Origin of the sequence: Streptomyces sp. NRRL B-24572 (assembly GCF_002156145.1) — a bacterium.
Taxonomy (GTDB): Bacteria; Actinomycetota; Actinomycetes; order Streptomycetales; family Streptomycetaceae; genus Streptomyces; species Streptomyces vietnamensis.
The window spans coordinates 19,881-35,672 of sequence record NZ_MWIG01000470.1; the positions used below are offsets into that span (position 1 = coordinate 19,881).

At 72.7% G+C, this 15,792-nt stretch carries 16 protein-coding genes and 1 pseudogene; 7 read left to right on the forward strand and 10 right to left on the reverse strand.

Annotated elements, in window-relative coordinates; translation table 11 throughout:
* The gene (locus tag CCN56_RS26735) at window positions 1–405 is read right to left on the reverse strand and encodes a DUF4345 domain-containing protein (protein WP_086830540.1); all 405 of its coding nucleotides are present in this window, start codon (window positions 403–405) and stop codon (window positions 1–3) included.
* A gap of 94 nt (window positions 406–499) precedes the next feature.
* On the opposite strand from CCN56_RS26735, the gene CCN56_RS26740 reads away from it, so the two are divergent.
* Window positions 500–1,108 carry a TetR/AcrR family transcriptional regulator gene (locus tag CCN56_RS26740; RefSeq protein WP_086830523.1) on the forward strand — a complete coding sequence of 203 codons (609 nt, stop codon included), beginning with the start codon at window positions 500–502 and terminating at the stop codon, window positions 1,106–1,108.
* A 40-nt stretch (window positions 1,109–1,148) separates the two neighbouring features.
* On the opposite strand, the gene CCN56_RS26745 is transcribed toward CCN56_RS26740, so the two are convergent.
* The 7 genes from CCN56_RS26745 to CCN56_RS26775 all read right to left on the reverse strand — a co-directional run bounded on the left by CCN56_RS26745 (window position 1,149) and on the right by CCN56_RS26775 (window position 7,889).
* Window positions 1,149–2,078 (reverse strand): glutaminase, encoded by a 930-nt coding sequence (locus CCN56_RS26745; protein ID WP_086830524.1) that lies wholly within the window; start codon window positions 2,076–2,078, stop codon window positions 1,149–1,151.
* The gene (locus tag CCN56_RS26750) at window positions 2,075–3,139 is read right to left on the reverse strand and encodes an enoyl-CoA hydratase/isomerase family protein (protein WP_256962164.1); all 1,065 of its coding nucleotides are present in this window, start codon (window positions 3,137–3,139) and stop codon (window positions 2,075–2,077) included. The genes CCN56_RS26745 and CCN56_RS26750 overlap by 4 nt, the downstream gene beginning before the upstream one ends.
* A gap of 221 nt (window positions 3,140–3,360) precedes the next feature.
* Window positions 3,361–3,918, reverse strand: a complete 558-nt coding sequence (locus tag CCN56_RS26755) for a hypothetical protein (RefSeq protein WP_143664633.1) — start codon at window positions 3,916–3,918, stop codon at window positions 3,361–3,363.
* 102 nt (window positions 3,919–4,020) lie between these two features.
* Complete coding sequence (locus CCN56_RS26760) at window positions 4,021–4,704, reverse strand: GNAT family N-acetyltransferase (protein WP_086830527.1); 684 nt, start codon at window positions 4,702–4,704, stop codon at window positions 4,021–4,023.
* Between the two features lie 287 nt (window positions 4,705–4,991).
* Window positions 4,992–5,693 (reverse strand): ribonuclease H, encoded by a 702-nt coding sequence (locus tag CCN56_RS26765; protein WP_086830528.1) that lies wholly within the window; start codon window positions 5,691–5,693, stop codon window positions 4,992–4,994.
* 67 nt (window positions 5,694–5,760) lie between these two features.
* Window positions 5,761–6,678, reverse strand: a complete 918-nt coding sequence (locus CCN56_RS26770; RefSeq protein WP_256962165.1) for an AAA family ATPase — start codon at window positions 6,676–6,678, stop codon at window positions 5,761–5,763.
* A gap of 2 nt (window positions 6,679–6,680) precedes the next feature.
* Window positions 6,681–7,889 (reverse strand): RNA ligase, encoded by a 1,209-nt coding sequence (locus CCN56_RS26775; RefSeq protein WP_086830529.1) that lies wholly within the window; start codon window positions 7,887–7,889, stop codon window positions 6,681–6,683.
* Between the two features lie 195 nt (window positions 7,890–8,084).
* On the opposite strand from CCN56_RS26775, the gene CCN56_RS26780 reads away from it, so the two are divergent.
* The 3 genes from CCN56_RS26780 to CCN56_RS26790 all read left to right on the forward strand — a co-directional run bounded on the left by CCN56_RS26780 (window position 8,085) and on the right by CCN56_RS26790 (window position 10,402).
* Window positions 8,085–8,384 (forward strand): hypothetical protein, encoded by a 300-nt coding sequence (locus CCN56_RS26780; protein WP_086830530.1) that lies wholly within the window; start codon window positions 8,085–8,087, stop codon window positions 8,382–8,384.
* Window positions 8,385–8,465: 81 nt separating this feature from the next.
* Window positions 8,466–9,047, forward strand: coding sequence for a dienelactone hydrolase family protein (locus tag CCN56_RS26785; protein WP_086830531.1), 582 nt, complete (start codon window positions 8,466–8,468; stop codon window positions 9,045–9,047).
* Between the two features lie 176 nt (window positions 9,048–9,223).
* On the forward strand, window positions 9,224–10,402 hold the full coding sequence (locus CCN56_RS26790) for a hypothetical protein (protein ID WP_086830532.1): 1,179 nt from the start codon (window positions 9,224–9,226) through the stop codon (window positions 10,400–10,402).
* A gap of 13 nt (window positions 10,403–10,415) precedes the next feature.
* Here the strand turns inward: CCN56_RS26790 and CCN56_RS26795 are convergent, their stop codons facing one another.
* Window positions 10,416–10,988 carry an NADPH-dependent FMN reductase gene (locus CCN56_RS26795; RefSeq protein WP_041127595.1) on the reverse strand — a complete coding sequence of 191 codons (573 nt, stop codon included), beginning with the start codon at window positions 10,986–10,988 and terminating at the stop codon, window positions 10,416–10,418.
* A 122-nt stretch (window positions 10,989–11,110) separates the two neighbouring features.
* On the opposite strand from CCN56_RS26795, the gene CCN56_RS26800 reads away from it, so the two are divergent.
* The gene (locus CCN56_RS26800; protein ID WP_086830533.1) at window positions 11,111–12,493 is read left to right on the forward strand and encodes an NAD(P)/FAD-dependent oxidoreductase; all 1,383 of its coding nucleotides are present in this window, start codon (window positions 11,111–11,113) and stop codon (window positions 12,491–12,493) included.
* 76 nt (window positions 12,494–12,569) lie between these two features.
* Here CCN56_RS26800 and CCN56_RS26805 read toward each other — a convergent pair whose 3' ends face one another.
* Window positions 12,570–13,547 (reverse strand): BRO family protein, encoded by a 978-nt coding sequence (locus CCN56_RS26805; protein ID WP_086830534.1) that lies wholly within the window; start codon window positions 13,545–13,547, stop codon window positions 12,570–12,572.
* Between the two features lie 154 nt (window positions 13,548–13,701).
* Here CCN56_RS26805 and CCN56_RS26810 point away from each other — a divergent pair, with 154 nt between their 5' ends.
* Together CCN56_RS26810 and CCN56_RS26815 are read left to right on the forward strand one after the other, a co-directional pair.
* Entirely contained in the window at window positions 13,702–14,649 is a 948-nt protein-coding gene (locus CCN56_RS26810; protein ID WP_086830535.1) for an RNA polymerase sigma-70 factor, read from the forward strand.
* Between the two features lie 114 nt (window positions 14,650–14,763).
* A pseudogene (locus tag CCN56_RS26815) lies at window positions 14,764–15,792 on the forward strand (NAD(P)/FAD-dependent oxidoreductase); the annotation flags it as partial.

Consider the following 15,792-nt stretch of genomic DNA (forward strand, 5'->3'; position numbering starts at 1 on the left):
TCAGACGGGATCCTCCTCGACCCGCTCGTTCACGTCCGCGTCCGCCAGCCAGAACAGCAGCGGGGAGAGCACGAGTTCGAGGGCGGCGAGCGCCAGCTGGAACCAGTGCGGCCGCCCTTCGACGGCGAGGGAGAGCAGCCTTCCGAGCGCTCCCAGCAGGAACACGGCGGTCAGCCCGCGCACGGCCGCCGCCGGGATCGGTGACTGCCTCGCCGCCCAGAGCCAGGCGAGACCGTAGCCGGCGAAGATCGCGCCGAAGAACCTGCCCAGGCTGTCGATCGTCGGGCCGGCCGACGCGGCTCCCGGGATCGAGGCGTTGCCGAGCAGGACGTGGAGCAGTCCGATCGCCACGCAGGCGTACCCCATGGCCAGGGCGAGCCCCCGCAGTGCCTTGGCTCTGGTCATGTCCGCGACCCCCATTCAGTAGACATGCATCTAGTAGCGGTTCACGCGCCAGCGTACGACCGCTTACTGGACACATGTCAAGTAGTATGGCGGTGTGCCTCCCCGCAGACGTCTCAGCCCCGCCGAACGCCGCGCCCAGCTCCTGGACGTCGCCGCCCGCCTCTTCGCGGCGCTGCCGTACGACGAGGTGCTGATGGAGGAGGTCGCCGAGCGGGCGGGGGTCTCCCGCGCGCTGCTCTACCAGCACTTCCCCAACAAGCGCGATCTCTTCGCCGCGCTCTACCGGGAGGTCTCCGAGCAACTGCTCGCGCAGACGCGGCTCGACCCCGCCGACACCCTGGTCGAGCAGCTGACGCAGGGCCTCGACGCGCACATCGGGTACTTCGCGGAGAACCGCAACACCGTGCTCGCGGCGAACCGCGTCCTGGCCGGCGACCGCCTCGTCCAGACGATCATCACCGGTGAACTCGACGCCCTGCGCGAGCGTCTGCTCGGGGTGCTGCCGCTCGCCGACGACACGACCCGGGAGGCCGTGTCGGGGGTCCTCAAGAGCTGGATGGTCTTCGTGCAGGTGCTGTGCGTGGACTGGCTGACCCACGAGACCTGTACGCGCACCGAACTGCGCGACGTGTGCGTCGGTGCGGTGGTGGGCGCCCTCCGGCCCCTCCTCGACGAGGACCCGGCCCCCGACTGGCCCCGCTGACCGCGGGGCGACCGGGCGGCCGGGCAGCCCGGCGACCGGGTCAGAAGACCGACAGGCCCGTGATGGTCGTGAAGCGGTCGAGGGCGGCCACGCCCGCCACCGAGTTGCCCCGGCTGTCCAGGCCCGGACTCCACACGCACAGGGTGCAGCGGCCCGGGACGACGGCGACGACCGCTCCGCCGACGCCGCTCTTGCCGGGGAGCCCGACGCGGTAGGCGAAGTCACCGGCCGCGTCGTACGTGCCGCAGGTGAGCATGACGGCGTTGACCTGCTTGGCCTGACTGCGGGTCAGCAGACGGCTGCCGTCGGCGCGGAGCCCGTGCCGGGCCAGGAAGCCCGTGGCGAGGGCCAGGTCGGCGCAGGAGGCCTCCAGGGAGCACTGCCGGAAGTACTCGCGCAGCAGCTCGGGGACGGGGCCCGTGATGTTGCCGTAGGAGGCCATGAAGTGGGCGAGGGCCGCGTTGCGGTCGCCGTGGGTCGCCTCGGAGGCGGCGACGCCGTCGTCGAAGGAGAGGTCCGGGTTGCCGCTCTCTGCGCGCAGGAAGTCGAGCAGCCTCCCGGAGGCGTCGCCGGTCAGGTGGTGCAGCCGGTCGGTGACGACGAGGGCGCCGGCGTTGATGAAGGGGTTGCGCGGGATGCCGTGTTCGTACTCCAGCTGCACGAGGGAGTTGAACGGGTCGCCGGAGGGTTCCCGGCCGACGTGGGACCAGAGCGCCTCGCCCTCTTCGGCGAGGGCGAGCGCGAGGGTGAAGACCTTGGTGACGGACTGCGTGGAGAACGGACGCCGCCAGTCCCCCACTCCGTAGACCGTGCCGTCGAGTTCCGCCACGGCCATGCCGAAGTCGCGCGGGTCGCCCGCCGCGAGGGCCGGGATGTAGTCGGCCGGGGTGCCCCGGTCGGTGAGTTCGGCGAGCTCCTCGGCGATGCGGTCCAGGACGGGCTGGAACTGGAAGGTGGTGCTGGTGGTCACGCGCCACCCCGTGACGCCAGGCCGAGGTCACCGCCGGCCGGGACGGCGAAGTAGCGGGCGACGTCGGCCTCCGTGACCTCGGCGAGGGTGGCCGGGGTCCAGTGGGGGTCGCGGTCCTTGTCGACGACCTGGGCGCGGATGCCCTCGACGAGGTCGGGGGTGGTCAGGGCGGCGCAGGAGGCGCGGTACTCCAGGTCGAGGACCTCCTCCAGGGTGGCGAGGGCGCGGGAGCGGCGGAGGGTGGCCAGGGTCGCCTTGAGGGCGGACGGGGACCGGCCGAGCAGGGTCTCGGCGGTCTCCTTGGCGGCGGGCACGCCGGTGTCGAAGAGGCGCTCGACGATCTCCTCGACGGTCGGGGCGGAGTAGCAGGCGTCGATCCACTCGCGCTGCTCGGCGAGGACGCCGGCGGGCGGCGTGGCGGCGTGGCGGGCGAGGGCCTCCTCGGCCGGCAGGTCCGTCAGGTCACGCGCCAGGGCGGGGAGTTCGGCGGAGGCCACGAAGGCGTCGGCGAGGCCCGTGAGGATCGCGTCGGCGGCGCCGACGGGGGTGCCGGTGAGGGCGAGGTGGGTGCCGAGCTCGCCGGGGGCGCGACCGAGGAGATACGTTCCGCCGATGTCGGGGACGAAGCCGATGCCGGTCTCGGGCATGGCGACCCGGGAGCGTTCGGTGACGACGCGGACGGAGCCGTGCGCGGAGACGCCGACGCCGCCGCCCATCACGATGCCGTCCATGAGGGCGACGTAGGACTTCGGGTAGCGGGAGATACGGGCGTTGAGCCGGTACTCGTCCCGCCAGAAGGCCGCGGTGGCGGAGCCTCCGGCGCGGGCGTCCTCGTGGATGGCGCGGATGTCGCCGCCGGCACACAGGCCTCGCTCCCCGGCGCCCTCGATGACGACGGTGGTGACGGCCGGATCGTGCTCCCAGGCGGTGAGGGCGTCGTCGACGGCGAGGACCATGGCGTGGGTGAGGGCGTTGATGGCGCGGGGCCGGTCCAGGGTGATGAACCCGGCGCGGCCCTCCGTCCGGAGGAGCACGTCGGAAGTTCCGGTCGCCACGATCACTGGGTCCCTTCGGGTGGCACGGCACTGTGTCCCGGCCACCGTACCGGGACGCGTCGCACCCTCCGGAAACGGGGTGGAGGGGCGGGAAGGACTCATCCGCTTCTCGCGGATCCTGATTGCACGGTGCGCGGTCCGGTGACGGCCACTACTCCGCGTCCTCACACCGAGTCCTTCCCGTCACCTCCATGGAACCACCGGTGGGACGGGGACGCGAGCGCCGGTCAGCCGCAGGTGAGGGTGAAGCGGTGGTGTTCCGTGGTGATCTCGCCGGGGTCGGGCTCTCCGTTGCCGTTGGCGTCGGTGAAGACGGCGTCGTAGGTCTCCTGGATGGAGAGGGTGCCGATCGGGGTGCCGTCGGGGGCGTGGATGGTGCGCTCGTCCTGGGATTCCATCTTGGCGACGGTGACGCGGCCGGGGTCGGTGAAGACGGCCCTGATCCGTTCCTCGTCGACGCCGCTGGCCACGTAGCGGCCGTCGGGGAAGGTCATGCGGAAGTCGAAGTAGTTGGTGCCCTTGAGCACCATGGCGCCAGCGGTGCGCACGAATCGGCCGACGGAGTGTTCGGTGACGGTGGCGGTGCCGAGGAGGTCGGCGGGGAGGCAGCCTTCGAGGGGTGCGGTGAAGGTGTCGGTCCGGGTGAGGTCGAAGTCGTCCACGAGGACGGTGCCGGTGTCGATGTCGCCGGGCGCGGCGGCGGCCGGGGCGGCGGCGAGGAGGGCCGTCAGGAGGGTGAGGGCGGTGGCGCCGGTCCTGCGGCGGATGGTCGGGTTCGTGCGCATCGCGCGTACCTCGCTCTTCACAGGGTGTGTCCACGAGGTAACCACGGGTCGCCGAAGCGCGCAGCCCCGCTCCGGTCGACGGAGCGGGGCCGCGTGCGAGGGTCAGGCCGGCAGCAGGTCCTGCGGGATGCGCACCTGCCGGGGGGCGGAGAGGCGCAGTTCGATGATGTCCCGGACCGTGGGCCATTCCTCGTCGAGGATCGAGTAGAAGGCCGTGTCGCGGACGGCGCCGTCGAGGCCACGGGAGTGGGCGCGACGGATGCCTTCGCAGGTCGCTCCGAGGCGCTCGATGGCGATTCTGGAGCGGGTGTTGCGGGCGTCGGCGCGCATCGTGATGCGACGGACGCCCCAGGCCTCGAAGGCGTGCCGGAGCATGAGGTACTTGGCCTCGGTGTTGATGCCCGTGCCCCGGGCGTCGCCCGCGATCCAGGTGTTCCCGATCTCGGCGGCGTCCGGGACGGCGGTCAGCGGATCGCCGTGGGGCATGCCGGGGACGGGCGGCCAGATCAGCGGGCCCCGCCAGTAGTCGAGTTCGAGGAAGCGGGTCGAGCCGATGACTCGTTCGTCGGCCGTACTGACCAGGGCGAAGGGCAGGCAACGGCCTGCCGCCTGATCGGCGAGGGCACGGGCGATGTAGTCGAGGGCCGATTCGAGGCCGTCGGGTACGGGGGTGAAGGCGTAGGCCGATCGGTCCGCCCCGCCGGCCCGGGCGAGGGCTTCGGCGTGCCGCATCGCCAGCGGCTCCAGGCGCACGGAGCGCCCGGTCAGGAGAACAGGTACTGGCACGGAACCTCGGGTCTTTCACGGGCAGGGACGACTCCCGCCGCGGAGAGGCCGCGGCGGCAGCAGGAGGGGGTTCTCGTCCGGTGTTGAAGGTGTCGTGAGAACGACAAATGAGCAGGTAAAACGGTTCGCCACCGGATGCGAGGAGGATCAGTATGCAGCCACAACCGCTCCGAGAACAGAACCCCGGGAGAACCTGCGTCCACGCGAGGGTGAAGCCTGCCGTGCGACCGGTTCGAGCGGTCTCACGGGCCGGACGGGGCCGCCCGCCAGTCGGACGGCCCGTCGGTTCAGACGCAGGTGGGATGGCCCCAGCCGTCCGCGTTCTTCGCGATGGTCTCGCCCTTGTCGTAGGCACGACCACAGCGGCAGCGGCCGGGGAATTTCGCGTTCAGGGTGCCGCCGGACGGGCGAGTCCTGCGGGTGGAACCCCCGCCGGCGCTCGCGGAGCCCGTACGGGGCGCAGAGGAGCGCGGCCGGGGCGTGGAGGCGCGTGTGGCGGGCTCGGCCGGGGGCAGCTCGGCGCCGCCCTCGGAGGCCAGGGGCTCCTGCGTACGGGCGGAGTGGCTGGCCGCGCGGTCGGCGGCGTCGTTGAGGGGGTCGCCGTCGACCTGGTGCGCGGGGACGTACACGAAGTCGACGTCCCGGCCGGTGAGCAGCGCGTCGATCCGGACGACCAGGTCCTTGTTGGCGACGGGGGTGCCCGCGGCGGTCTTCCAGCCCTTGCGGCGCCAGCCGGGGAGCCAGGTCGTGACGGCCTTCATGGCGTACTGCGAGTCCATCCGGACCTCGGCGGGCACGGAGGGGTCGAGGGCCTCCAGGAGGCGTTCGAGGGCCGTGAGTTCGGCCACGTTGTTGGTCGCCCGGCCGAGGGGGCCCGCCTCCCAGCGGTCGATCGCTCCGTCGGCGCGGCCGATGACCCATGCCCAGGCCGCGGGGCCGGGGTTTCCCTTCGACGCGCCGTCGCACGCCGCGATGATCTTCTCCACCATCCCACGATCCTGACACGCCGACGGGGGTGGGCGGTCCCACCCCCGTCGGTGCCCGGTCGCGGCCGGGTCAGAAGGCGCCGTAGTTGACCTGCCAGGTGGGCAGGCCCATCCGGCGCCAGAGGGCGACGACGCGGTCGCGGTCGTCCAGGGAGACCCGGACCGCGTACCGGTGGCGCACGTGGGCGTCGAAGAGCTCCGCCTTCACGAGGTCGTCGCCGCGGCCGTCGCCGGAGGCGCGCATCCACAGCTCGTCGTAGGGCACCTCGTGGCGGGCGAGCCAGCTCTCGGTGAGGGCGCGGTGGTCCTCGCTGCGCCCGGAGAGCAGCACGATCCGGTCCTGCTCGGTGTGCCGGAAGGCCCGCAGGGCGTCGCGCACGGAGGGGTTGATCAGGTCGCGGTCGCAGCGGCTGAAGTCGTACGGGCCCCGGTCCACGCGGAGCGCGAGGGTGCCGTCGATGTCGCACATGACGGCGGTGGGGAGCGCCGGGTCGGGAACGTAGGGATCTCCGACGGTGGGGCGGTCGTTGAGCCAGTCCGCGGTGAGGCGCCAGCCGCCCCGGGTGGCCTTGGCGTGCTTGTCGGCGAGGATGCGGATGATCTCCTCGCCGACGGGCCGGTCGCGGGCGGCGTCGCGGCGGACGCACTCGTCGACGGGGACGTCGGTGAAGTCGTGGACCGCGAAGGTGGCGAGGCCGCCCACGGCGGCCTTCAGCCGCTTGGGGACGTGCGGGGTCAGATGGGTGTTGTCGACGACGACGTCGAAGCCGTCGTCGACGGCCGCGCGGACGGCCGCGTCCTGGATGCCGAGCACGGTCTGCTCGTGCTTGTGGGAGCGGCCGCGGTCCGGCGCGGGGACGTCGAGCATGGCCCGGAGGTCGTCGAGGTTGACGCGGCGCATCCGGCCCTCGGCGGCGGCCTGGAGGGCGCGGGCGGCCGTCGTCTTCCCGGAGGCCGGGAGGCCGGTCATGAGATGGACGACAGGCACGGTCAGTTCTCCTCGTCGTGGGCGAAGGGGTCGGTGGCCTCGGGGCGCAGTTGACGCCAGACGAGGAGGTCGGTGGGGCGCCCGTCGAGGCGCAGGAAGAGCAGGGCTCGCAGGGCCCGGTCGGCGAGGCCCGAGGCGGCGCGGGCGAAGGCCGCCCGGTCGTCGGCCAGGTGGGCCAGGCGGGCGTACGCCTCGTCGACGGCCCGCTCGCGGTCCGCGGCGGCCGTTTCGAGGCGGGTGATCACCTCGCGGACCCAGGCGTCGAACTCGTCCGGGACCTGGTCGAGGAGGGCGTCCAGGGGCTTGCCTCCGGAGGCCTCGACGTCGGTGACGGCGCAGCCGAGGCCCTTGGCCAGTTCGCCGGCCGGGAGGGCGGCGAAGCGCTGGATGCCGTGGCTGCGCCAGATGTCCCGCTCGGTGACGCCGGTGAGCACCTTGTGGAGGCGCACGTACTCGCTGAGCTTGGCCTTGGCGCGCAGGCCGGAGGCGAAGCGCAGGACGAAGCCCTCGGCGTCCGTGCCGGTGGCCGGGCGGCCGCCGGGCAGGGTGTTGGACTCGGTCAGGGCGACGAGCTCGTCGACGCGCATGGCGGGCCAGGTGCGGACGACGGAACCGATCGGCTGCCATCCCTCGGCGGCCTCGGCGAGGGGTGTCTCGGTGCCGTCCGCCCCGAAGGCGGCGAGCAGCACGAGGTCGCGGCGCTCGCCGTAGTTCACGACGATGCGGTTGCCCGGGTAGAGCATCTCGGCGAGGTAGGTGACGCCGGGGGTCAGGCCGGTGGTGTCGGCGGCGTCGAGGCGGCGCTGGGCCCAGGTGGCCTGGCCGCTGGTGAAGGAGCCCTTGGAGGCGACGTGCCAGCGGCCGTCGTAGTGGAAGACCACGGCGAGGCTGCCGTCGACCTTGTCGTAGACCTCGAAGGGTTCGTCGGGCAGCGGGGGCGCGTAGGGGCGTCCGCCGGCGTGTTCGGAGAGGTTGAAGAACTTGGGGAGGGGGAGCGCGACGATCCGCCCGGTGGCGTCGTCGGCGACGAGCCCGCGGCACCGGGTGGTGGCCCGGTTCCAGTGCTGGGCGTACTGGCACGCGCGCGTGTACGTGTAGATCGACAGCGGCAGTTCGGGGTGCCGTTTGCGCGTGATGTGCCCGTCGGCGAGTGCGGCGGCGAGTTCTTCGGACGGCATCAGGTCGTGCAGAGTCAGGGTCGCCTGGCTCATGGGGGTCCCTCCCGTGTGTTCGGTGATCCATTCTCGGGGCGGGAAGGCCGGGGAGGACAGCGAATTTTCACGGTCGGGGACAGGCCTGCGGGGTCCTTGTCCGCTCCCGATCCCGGGCGTGTCGGTGGTGCCCCGTAGACTCGCCGTCTGCCCGTCGGTTGAGGGAACCGGCGCAGGAACGAGGAAGCGAGCCCCATGAACCACGCGGACGGCACGGCACCGATCTATGCCGAGCTCATACGGGAGCGGGGGGACGTTCCCGGTGACGTCCGCCAGGTCGCCGAGGAGGTTCTGCGGGATCTGAGCCGTGTGATCCAGATGCCTCCGCAGGGAATGGCGCCGCAGGGGATGGCGCCGCAGGGGATGGCCCCCCAGGGCGCGGTCGTGCCCGCCGGAGCCCCGCACCCCGGTGTCGGCGGCCCGATGGGCGTCGGCGGCCCCGGGGGCATGCTGGGCCAGGCGGGCGCCGTCGTCCCGCACCGGCCGATGCACTGACCTCGTCCCCCGCCCCGCTGTCAGTGGCGTACGTCATGCTGCCCGGTGAAGTGACCGTACGGTGACACAGGGGATGGCGACATGGCCGAGGTACTGCTCTTCCACCACTCGCTGGGACTGACGGCGGGCGTCGGCGCGTTCGCCGACGGGCTGCGGCGGGCCGGACACACGGTGCACGTGCCCGATCTGTACGAGGGGCGCACGTTCGAGGACCTGGAGACCGGCGTCGGGTACGCCCAGGAGGTCGGCTTCGACACGATCACGGCCCGGGGCGAGCAGGCGGCCGAGGGACTGCCCGAGGAGATCGTGTACGCCGGGTTCTCGCTCGGCGTGCTGCCCGCGCAGAAGCTGGCGCAGACCCGGCCCGGGGCCGCGGGCGCCCTGCTGTTCGGTGCCTGCGTGCCGGTGGCCACCTTCGGCCCCGAGTGGCCGCAGGGCGTGCCCGCGCAGGTGCACGGCATGGACGCCGATCCGTACTTCGTCGGCGACGGGGACCTGGCGGCGGCGCGCGAGCTGGTGGCGGGCGCCGGGGACCGGGAGTTGTTCCTGTACCCGGGGACGGCCCACCTGTTCGCGGAGCGCGGGACAGCGGACTTCGTGCCGGAGGCGGCCGCGCTGTGCGCCGAGCGGGTGCTGTGCTTCCTGGACGCCCTCAAGGGGTGAGCCCCGAGGGGGGCCTCAACGGGTCAACCGATCGGTGGACCCCGGTGTCCGCCGTCCCGCTGCCCGGGAGGGGCCGGGCGGCAGACCGGGTGGAGGCGGGCGCGGGCGGAGGATCGGGGCAGGGCGCGGACCCCCGGCGGGGCCGTCCGCGCGGTCCCCGTACCGAGGAGTCCGTCATGCCGAAGTTCCGCCGTCCGTCCCGTGCCGCCCGGGTGCTCCTGCCCGGCGCGGTGGCCGTGGTCCTGCTCGCGGGCTGCGCCCAGGGATCCGGAGGGGCGGCCTCCGCCGCCGGCACGACGGCACCCGCCGGGACCTCTCCCACGACCGGCTCCCCCGCCCCCGGATCCCCCGTCACCGTGACGCCGGACCCGGACGGCACGGTCGCCCCGGGCACCCTGCTCGTCAGCGACTTCGGCTCCGACACGGTCACGTTCGTCGACCCCGCGCGGGGCGCCACCGGCTCGGTGAAGGTCGGCACCGCGCCGTACGGTCTGACCGTCGGCGAGGACGGGCGGGCCTGGGTCGCGACCGCCGAGGGCGTGGCCGTCGTGGACACGGCGAGCCGCGAGCGGCTCGCGCTGATTCCGTACCGGACGGACACCGGGCCGGTGACCACGGGCGAGTACCGGGGCGGCGGCATGGGCATCGCGCTCGCGCCCGACGGGCGGCGGGTGTACGTGGGGGTCAACGTGCCCGGCGGGAACGGCACCCTGGAGGTCGTCGACACGGCGACCCTGAAGGTCACGGACGCCGTCCCGGTCGGCCGGCGCCCGTTCGACGTGGACGTGTCACGGGACGGCGCCGAAGTGTACGCGACGAACCACGACTCCTTCGACGTCACGGTCGTCGCGGTGAAGACCCTGGAGCCGTGCCGGATCGAGGTCGCCCCGTTCGGCACGGAGGGCGGGCTCGGTTCCTGGCTCAAGCCGCACTACACGGCCGTACGGCCCTCGGACGGGAAGCTGCTGCTGCCCTTCGAGGGCGAGCGGCTCGTGGTGGTCGACCCCCGCACGGGCCGGACGACGATCGAGCCCATGACGGCGAACACGCATCAGCACGGCACGACCGTGACCGCCGACGGGACGCTCCTGACCGTGGGCACCGGGCCGATCGACCCGGACGTGGACGAGGGGCCCTCCCTGACGGTGCGCACGCCCGGCGGGGCCGAGCGGGTCTACCCGCTGGAGGGCCCGCACGAGAGCGTGGCCGTGTCCCGGGACGGCCGCACCGCCTATGTGACGGGCGGCTTCACCCGGGACGGGTACTGGGACGGTCTGACCGTGATCGACCTCGACTCGGGCGACACCCGTCGTCTTCCGGCGGGCTCGCGACCGCTCGGGATCGCGGTCCTCTGACGCACCCGAAGTCTCAGCGCTGGGGCGGCAGGACGGTGAGGACGCGCTCCACGAAGGCCTTGAAGTCGGCCATGAAGTCGGTCAGGAACTGCTGGGTCGTCGGGTCCGTGACCTCGCCGTCCTCGCCGAACAGGCCCGGGGTGAACTGGATGTACGCCTCCGGGGCGTTCATCTGCGGGGAGTTGCAGAAGGAGAGCACCGAGCGGAGGCTCTGCTGGGCGACGGCGGTGCCGATCTTGCCGGGCGAGGCGCCGATGACGGCGGACGGCTTGTGGGTGAAGGAGTTCGTGCCCCAGGGGCGGCTGGCCCAGTCGATGGCGTTCTTGAGGGCGCCGGGGATGGACCGGTTGTACTCGGGGGTGACGAAGAGGACCGCGTCGACGGACGCGATGGCATCCTTCAGCGCCCTGCCCTCGGGCGGGTAGTCGGCGTCGAAGTCGTGGTTGTAGAGCGGGAGGTCCTTGATGGGGATCTCCTGGAACTCCAGACCCGGCGGCGCCACGCGGAGGAGTGCCCGGGACAGGATCCTGTTGATGGACGTGGCCGACAGGCTGCCGATGAAGTAGCCGACCTTGTACGTGGTCATGCGCGCCGTTCCGCCTTCCGTGGGGGCCCTGAGTTCTCCTTCCGCAACGTAACCCGAAGGGCGATACCTGACCAATCACGATAAAAAGGGTGAAACGACGCTCATAGGGAAGGGCGGACAGCGTGACGCGACCGAGGATCCTCGTGGTGGGCGCCGGTTTCGCCGGAGTGGGCTGCGTGCGGCGGCTCGAACGGCGCCTTGCCGCACGGGAGGCGGTGATCACGCTCCTCTCACCGTTCTCGTACCAGCTGTACCTGCCGCTGCTCCCCCAGGTGGCCGCCGGCGTGCTGACCCCGCAGTCGGTCGCGCTGTCGCTGCGGCGCAGCCAGCGGCACCGGACCCGGATCGTCCCGGGCGGTGTGGTCGGGATCGACACGGCGGCGAAGGTCTGCGTGGTGCGGACGATCTCCGGCGAGTACGTGACGGAGCCGTACGACCATCTCGTCCTCGCGCCCGGCAGCGTGACCCGCACCTTCGACATCCCGGGGCTCGCCGAGTACGCGCGCGGGATGAAGACGCTCGCGGAGGCCGTGTACATCCGGGACCACGTCATCGCCCAGCTGGACCTGGCGGACGCGAGCGACGACGAGGAGGAGCGGGCCGCGCGGCTGCAGTTCGTCGTGGTCGGCGGCGGTTACGCCGGGACGGAGACGGCCGCCTGCCTCCAGTTGCTCACCTCCAACGCGGTCAAGCGGTACCCCCGGCTCGACCCCGACCTCATCAAGTGGCATCTGGTGGACATCGCGCCGAAGCTGATGCCCGAGCTGGGCGAGAAGCTGGGCTCCGCCGCCATGGACATCCTGACCAGGCGCGGCATCGAGGTGTCGCTCGGTGTGTCGGTGGCCTCGGTGGACGAGGAGACGGTGACGCTCACGGACGGGCGGGTGCTGCCGAGCCGGACGCTGATCTGGACGGCCGGCGTGGCCGCGAGTCCGCTGATCGGCACGCTCGGCGCGGAGACCTTCCGGGGCCGGCTCGTCGTCTCGTCCGAGATGGGCGTGCCGGGGCTCGACGGGGTGTGGGCGCTCGGCGACGCGGCGGCGGTCCCCGATCTCGCCAAGGGCGAGGAGGGGGCGATCTGCCCGCCGACCGCGCAGCACGCGATGCGGCAGGGCAAGGCCGTCGCCGACAACCTGGTCGCGACGCTGCGGGGCGAGCGGACCCGCCCGTACATGCACAAGGACCTGGGGCTCGTGGTGGACCTGGGCGGGATGGACGGGGTGTCGAAGCCGCTCGGCGTGGAACTGCACGGGGCGCCCGCCCAGGCCGTGGCCCGCGGCTACCACTGGGCGGCGCTGCGGACCAATGTGGCCAAGACCCGGGTGATGACGAACTGGCTGCTCAACGCCGTCGCGGGCGACGACTACGTACGGACCGGGTTCCTGGCCTCGAAGGCGGGGACGCTGCGGGACTTCGAGTACACGGACGCGTATCTGACGCCGGAGCAGGTCCGCGAGCACACGGGCTCGTTCCGCGGGGCGGTCGGGCAGGGCGGCGGGGACTGACGGACGTGCGGCGCCGGGACGTTCCGCTCCCGGCGCCGGGCGGGTCCGCCGACGGGCTTCGGCGCCGAGCGGGCCGTCAGCGGGCGAGTACGTTCTTCGGGCCCATGACCACGACGGGGTCCGCGGCCGGGTCGAGGGCGCGCAGGAGTTCGCGCAGCGCCTCCCGGTCCAGGGCGATGCAGGCCTGGGTCGGTCCGCCGTGGTCGACGTGGATCCAGACGCCGCCGCCCTTCTCCTCGCCGAGGGGACGTTCCTTGTCGAGCGGGGTGCGGCCGGGAACCCGGTTGTAGTCGATGGCGATCACGTGGTCGAAGGAGCCTTCGAGGGGTTCGCCGGAGAGGCCGGTGCGGCGGGTGACGTCCTGGGGCCGGTAGCGCACCCCGCCCCGTACGAGCGCGGGCGCCAGGCAGGAGGCGACCGTCCGCACGTCGCCGGTGATGGCCCAGGACTCGACGAGCTGCTGCGGGGTGAGCGCGACGGCGGCGCCGGTGCGCTGGCGGGGCACGGCGAGGCGCTCCAGGGAGTCGGCGACCCTGGAGAGGCTCTGCCGGGTCTCGCGGAGCAGCTCCGCGTACGCGACGTGTTCGGCGTACTCGACGTGCTCGTCGAACCGGCTCTCGAGCCGGACGAGGACGTCGACGAGCTCCGGCGGCAGCAGGAACCCGGCGTGCACCGGCGAGGGTTCGAGCCCGTACCCGCCGTACCTCTGGACCGCCGCCACGACCCCCGCCGTCCACGCCCGGAACGGTCCGGCCTCCGGTCTCCGGCACGCCCCGACGAGCTGGACGAGACCCTCCAGGCTCACCATCCGGGTCGACGCCCGGATCCCGGCGGACCGGCCGGGGAACCCCGCGCCCCCGTCGAGGTCCCGCGCGGCCGCCAGGCACTCCTCGGGCAGCGTCACGGTCCGCAGCGCCTCGCGCGTTCCCGCGTATCCGAGCCGTTTCGCCACGTCCACCACCGGGAACCAGTGGGATCCGTCCGGCGCGGTCAGCCGCCGCAGCCGCGCTCCGGTGGCGACGTGCACCAGGTCATCGATGTCGATCGCGTCCATCGATCATCACCTCCGCCAGGCAAGCTAAGCCGAGGGCATATTCAACTGACATGCAAATAAGACAGGTTCACCCAAAAGGGGAAGGGTGCGCGGATACGGCGGGGCCCCTCGACGCCCTGCCGCCGCGCACCCCACCGGGACTAGGATCCGAGCCATGCCTCTGACCTTGAACGACGTGGACCGGTTCGAGGCCTCCAGGCCCCGCCTGGAGGCGATCGCCTACCGTCTCCTCGGCTCGGCGAGCGAGGCCGAGGACGCCGTGCAGGACACGTTCCTGCGCTGGCAGGCCGCCGACGTCGACCGGATCGAGGTCCCCGAGGCCTGGCTGACGAAGGTCCTCACCAACCTGTGCCTCAACCAGCTCACCTCGGCCCGCGCCCGCCGCGAGACGTACGTGGGCGAGTGGCTGCCGGAGCCGCTGCTCGTCGGCGACCCGATGCTCGGTCCCGCCGACACCGTCGAGCAGCGCGAATCGGTCTCGTACGCGGTCCTCGCCGTCATGGAGCGCCTCTCCCCCAACGAGCGCGCGGTGTACGTGCTGCGGGAGGCCTTCGACTATCCGCACCGGGAGATCGCCGAGATCCTCGACATCACCGAGGCCGCCAGCCAGCAGATCTTCCACCGCGCGAAGAAGCACGTCGCCGCCGGCAAGGCCCGTACGGAGATCGACGAGGCCGAGGCCCGGCGGATCGTCGAGGAGTTCCTCGCGGCCGCCACCAGCGGCCGCACCGAGCCGCTCGTACGGCTGCTCACGGGCGACGCCATCGCGATCGGCGACGGCGGCGGCAAGGTCCCGGCGCGCGCCAGGGCGTTCGAGGGCGCGCTCGCGGTCGCGACGTTCATGCGGGGCCTGTTCAAGCCCAGTACCGCCAAGCGGAAGGTCATCGGCGGTTCGCCCGACGTCTACGCGACGACCGCCAACGGCGTCCCCGCCGTGGTCGCGGTGCTCGACGGCCGGGTCGTCGGCATCATGTGCCTGGAGGTCACGGCCGAGGGCATCACCGCCTTCCGCAACCAGGTGAACCCGGACAAGCTGGAACGCGCGACGAGGCACTGGGCGGCCACGGACCACGGAGAGCCCCTGGTGGTGGCGGCCTTCTGACCCCCACCCACTCCATGTGACCCAGCTCACATCCCACACCTGTCAGGAATCGCCGGGCTGCCCGGTTCAAGGGGCGAAACCACGCGAGATCGTCGCCGAGACAGGAGCAGGCACATGCAGCAGCACCGCATCATCGTCCTCGGAGCCGGCTACACCGGAGCCATCGCCGCCGGGCGCCTCGCCAAGCAGCTCCACCGCGAGGACGTCGCCATCACCCTCGTCAACGCCGAGCCCGACTTCGTCGAGCGGGTCAGGCTGCACCAGCTGGCGGTCGGCCAGGAGCTCACGCCCCGGCCCTTCAGCGAGATGTTCGCCGGCACCGGCGTCGAGCTGAAGCTCGCGAGGGTGACCGCCGTCGACGCCGACCGCAGGACGGTCACGGTCGAGGGCGCGAACGGCGCCGAGGAACTCGCGTACGACACCCTCGTCTACGCCCTCGGCAGCGGCTGGAACACCCAGGACGTCCCTGGCGTGGCCGAGCACGCCCACGAGATCTCCAGCCGCCCCGGCGCGCTCCGGCTGCGCGAGCGCCTGGCCGCCCTGGAGGCCGGACAGTCCGTGGTCGTCGTCGGCGGCGGCCTCACCGGCCTGGAGGCGGCCACGGAGATCGCCGAGGCCCGCCCCGACCTCGACGTCGCGCTCGCGGCCCGCGGCGGGCTCGGCGACTGGCTGTCGGAGAAGGGCCGTGCGCACGTACGGAAGGTCTTCGCCGGCCTCGGCATCACGGCGTACGAGCACACCGCGGTCACCGCGGTCGAGGCGGACCACGTGACCACGGCCGACGGCACCACCGTCCCGGCCGCGGTCACCGTCTGGACCACCGGCTTCGCGGTGCACCCGATCGCTCGGGCCACCACCCTGGAGGTCGCCGAGAACGGCCAGATCGTGGTGGACGCGACGATGCGCTCGGTCTCCCACCCGGACGTGTACGCCGTCGGCGACNNGCCTGACCGGCGGAAAGCTCCCGAAGACGCAGCCGCGCTACCACAACCAGTGCATCTCGCTGGGCCGCAGGGACGGCCTGATCCAGTACGTCACCGCCGACGACCGCTCGGTCAGCGCGGCCCTGACCGGCCGACTCGCCGCCCGCTACAAGGAACTGGTCTGCAAGGGCGCGGCCTGGGGCGTCGCCAACCCGAAGCT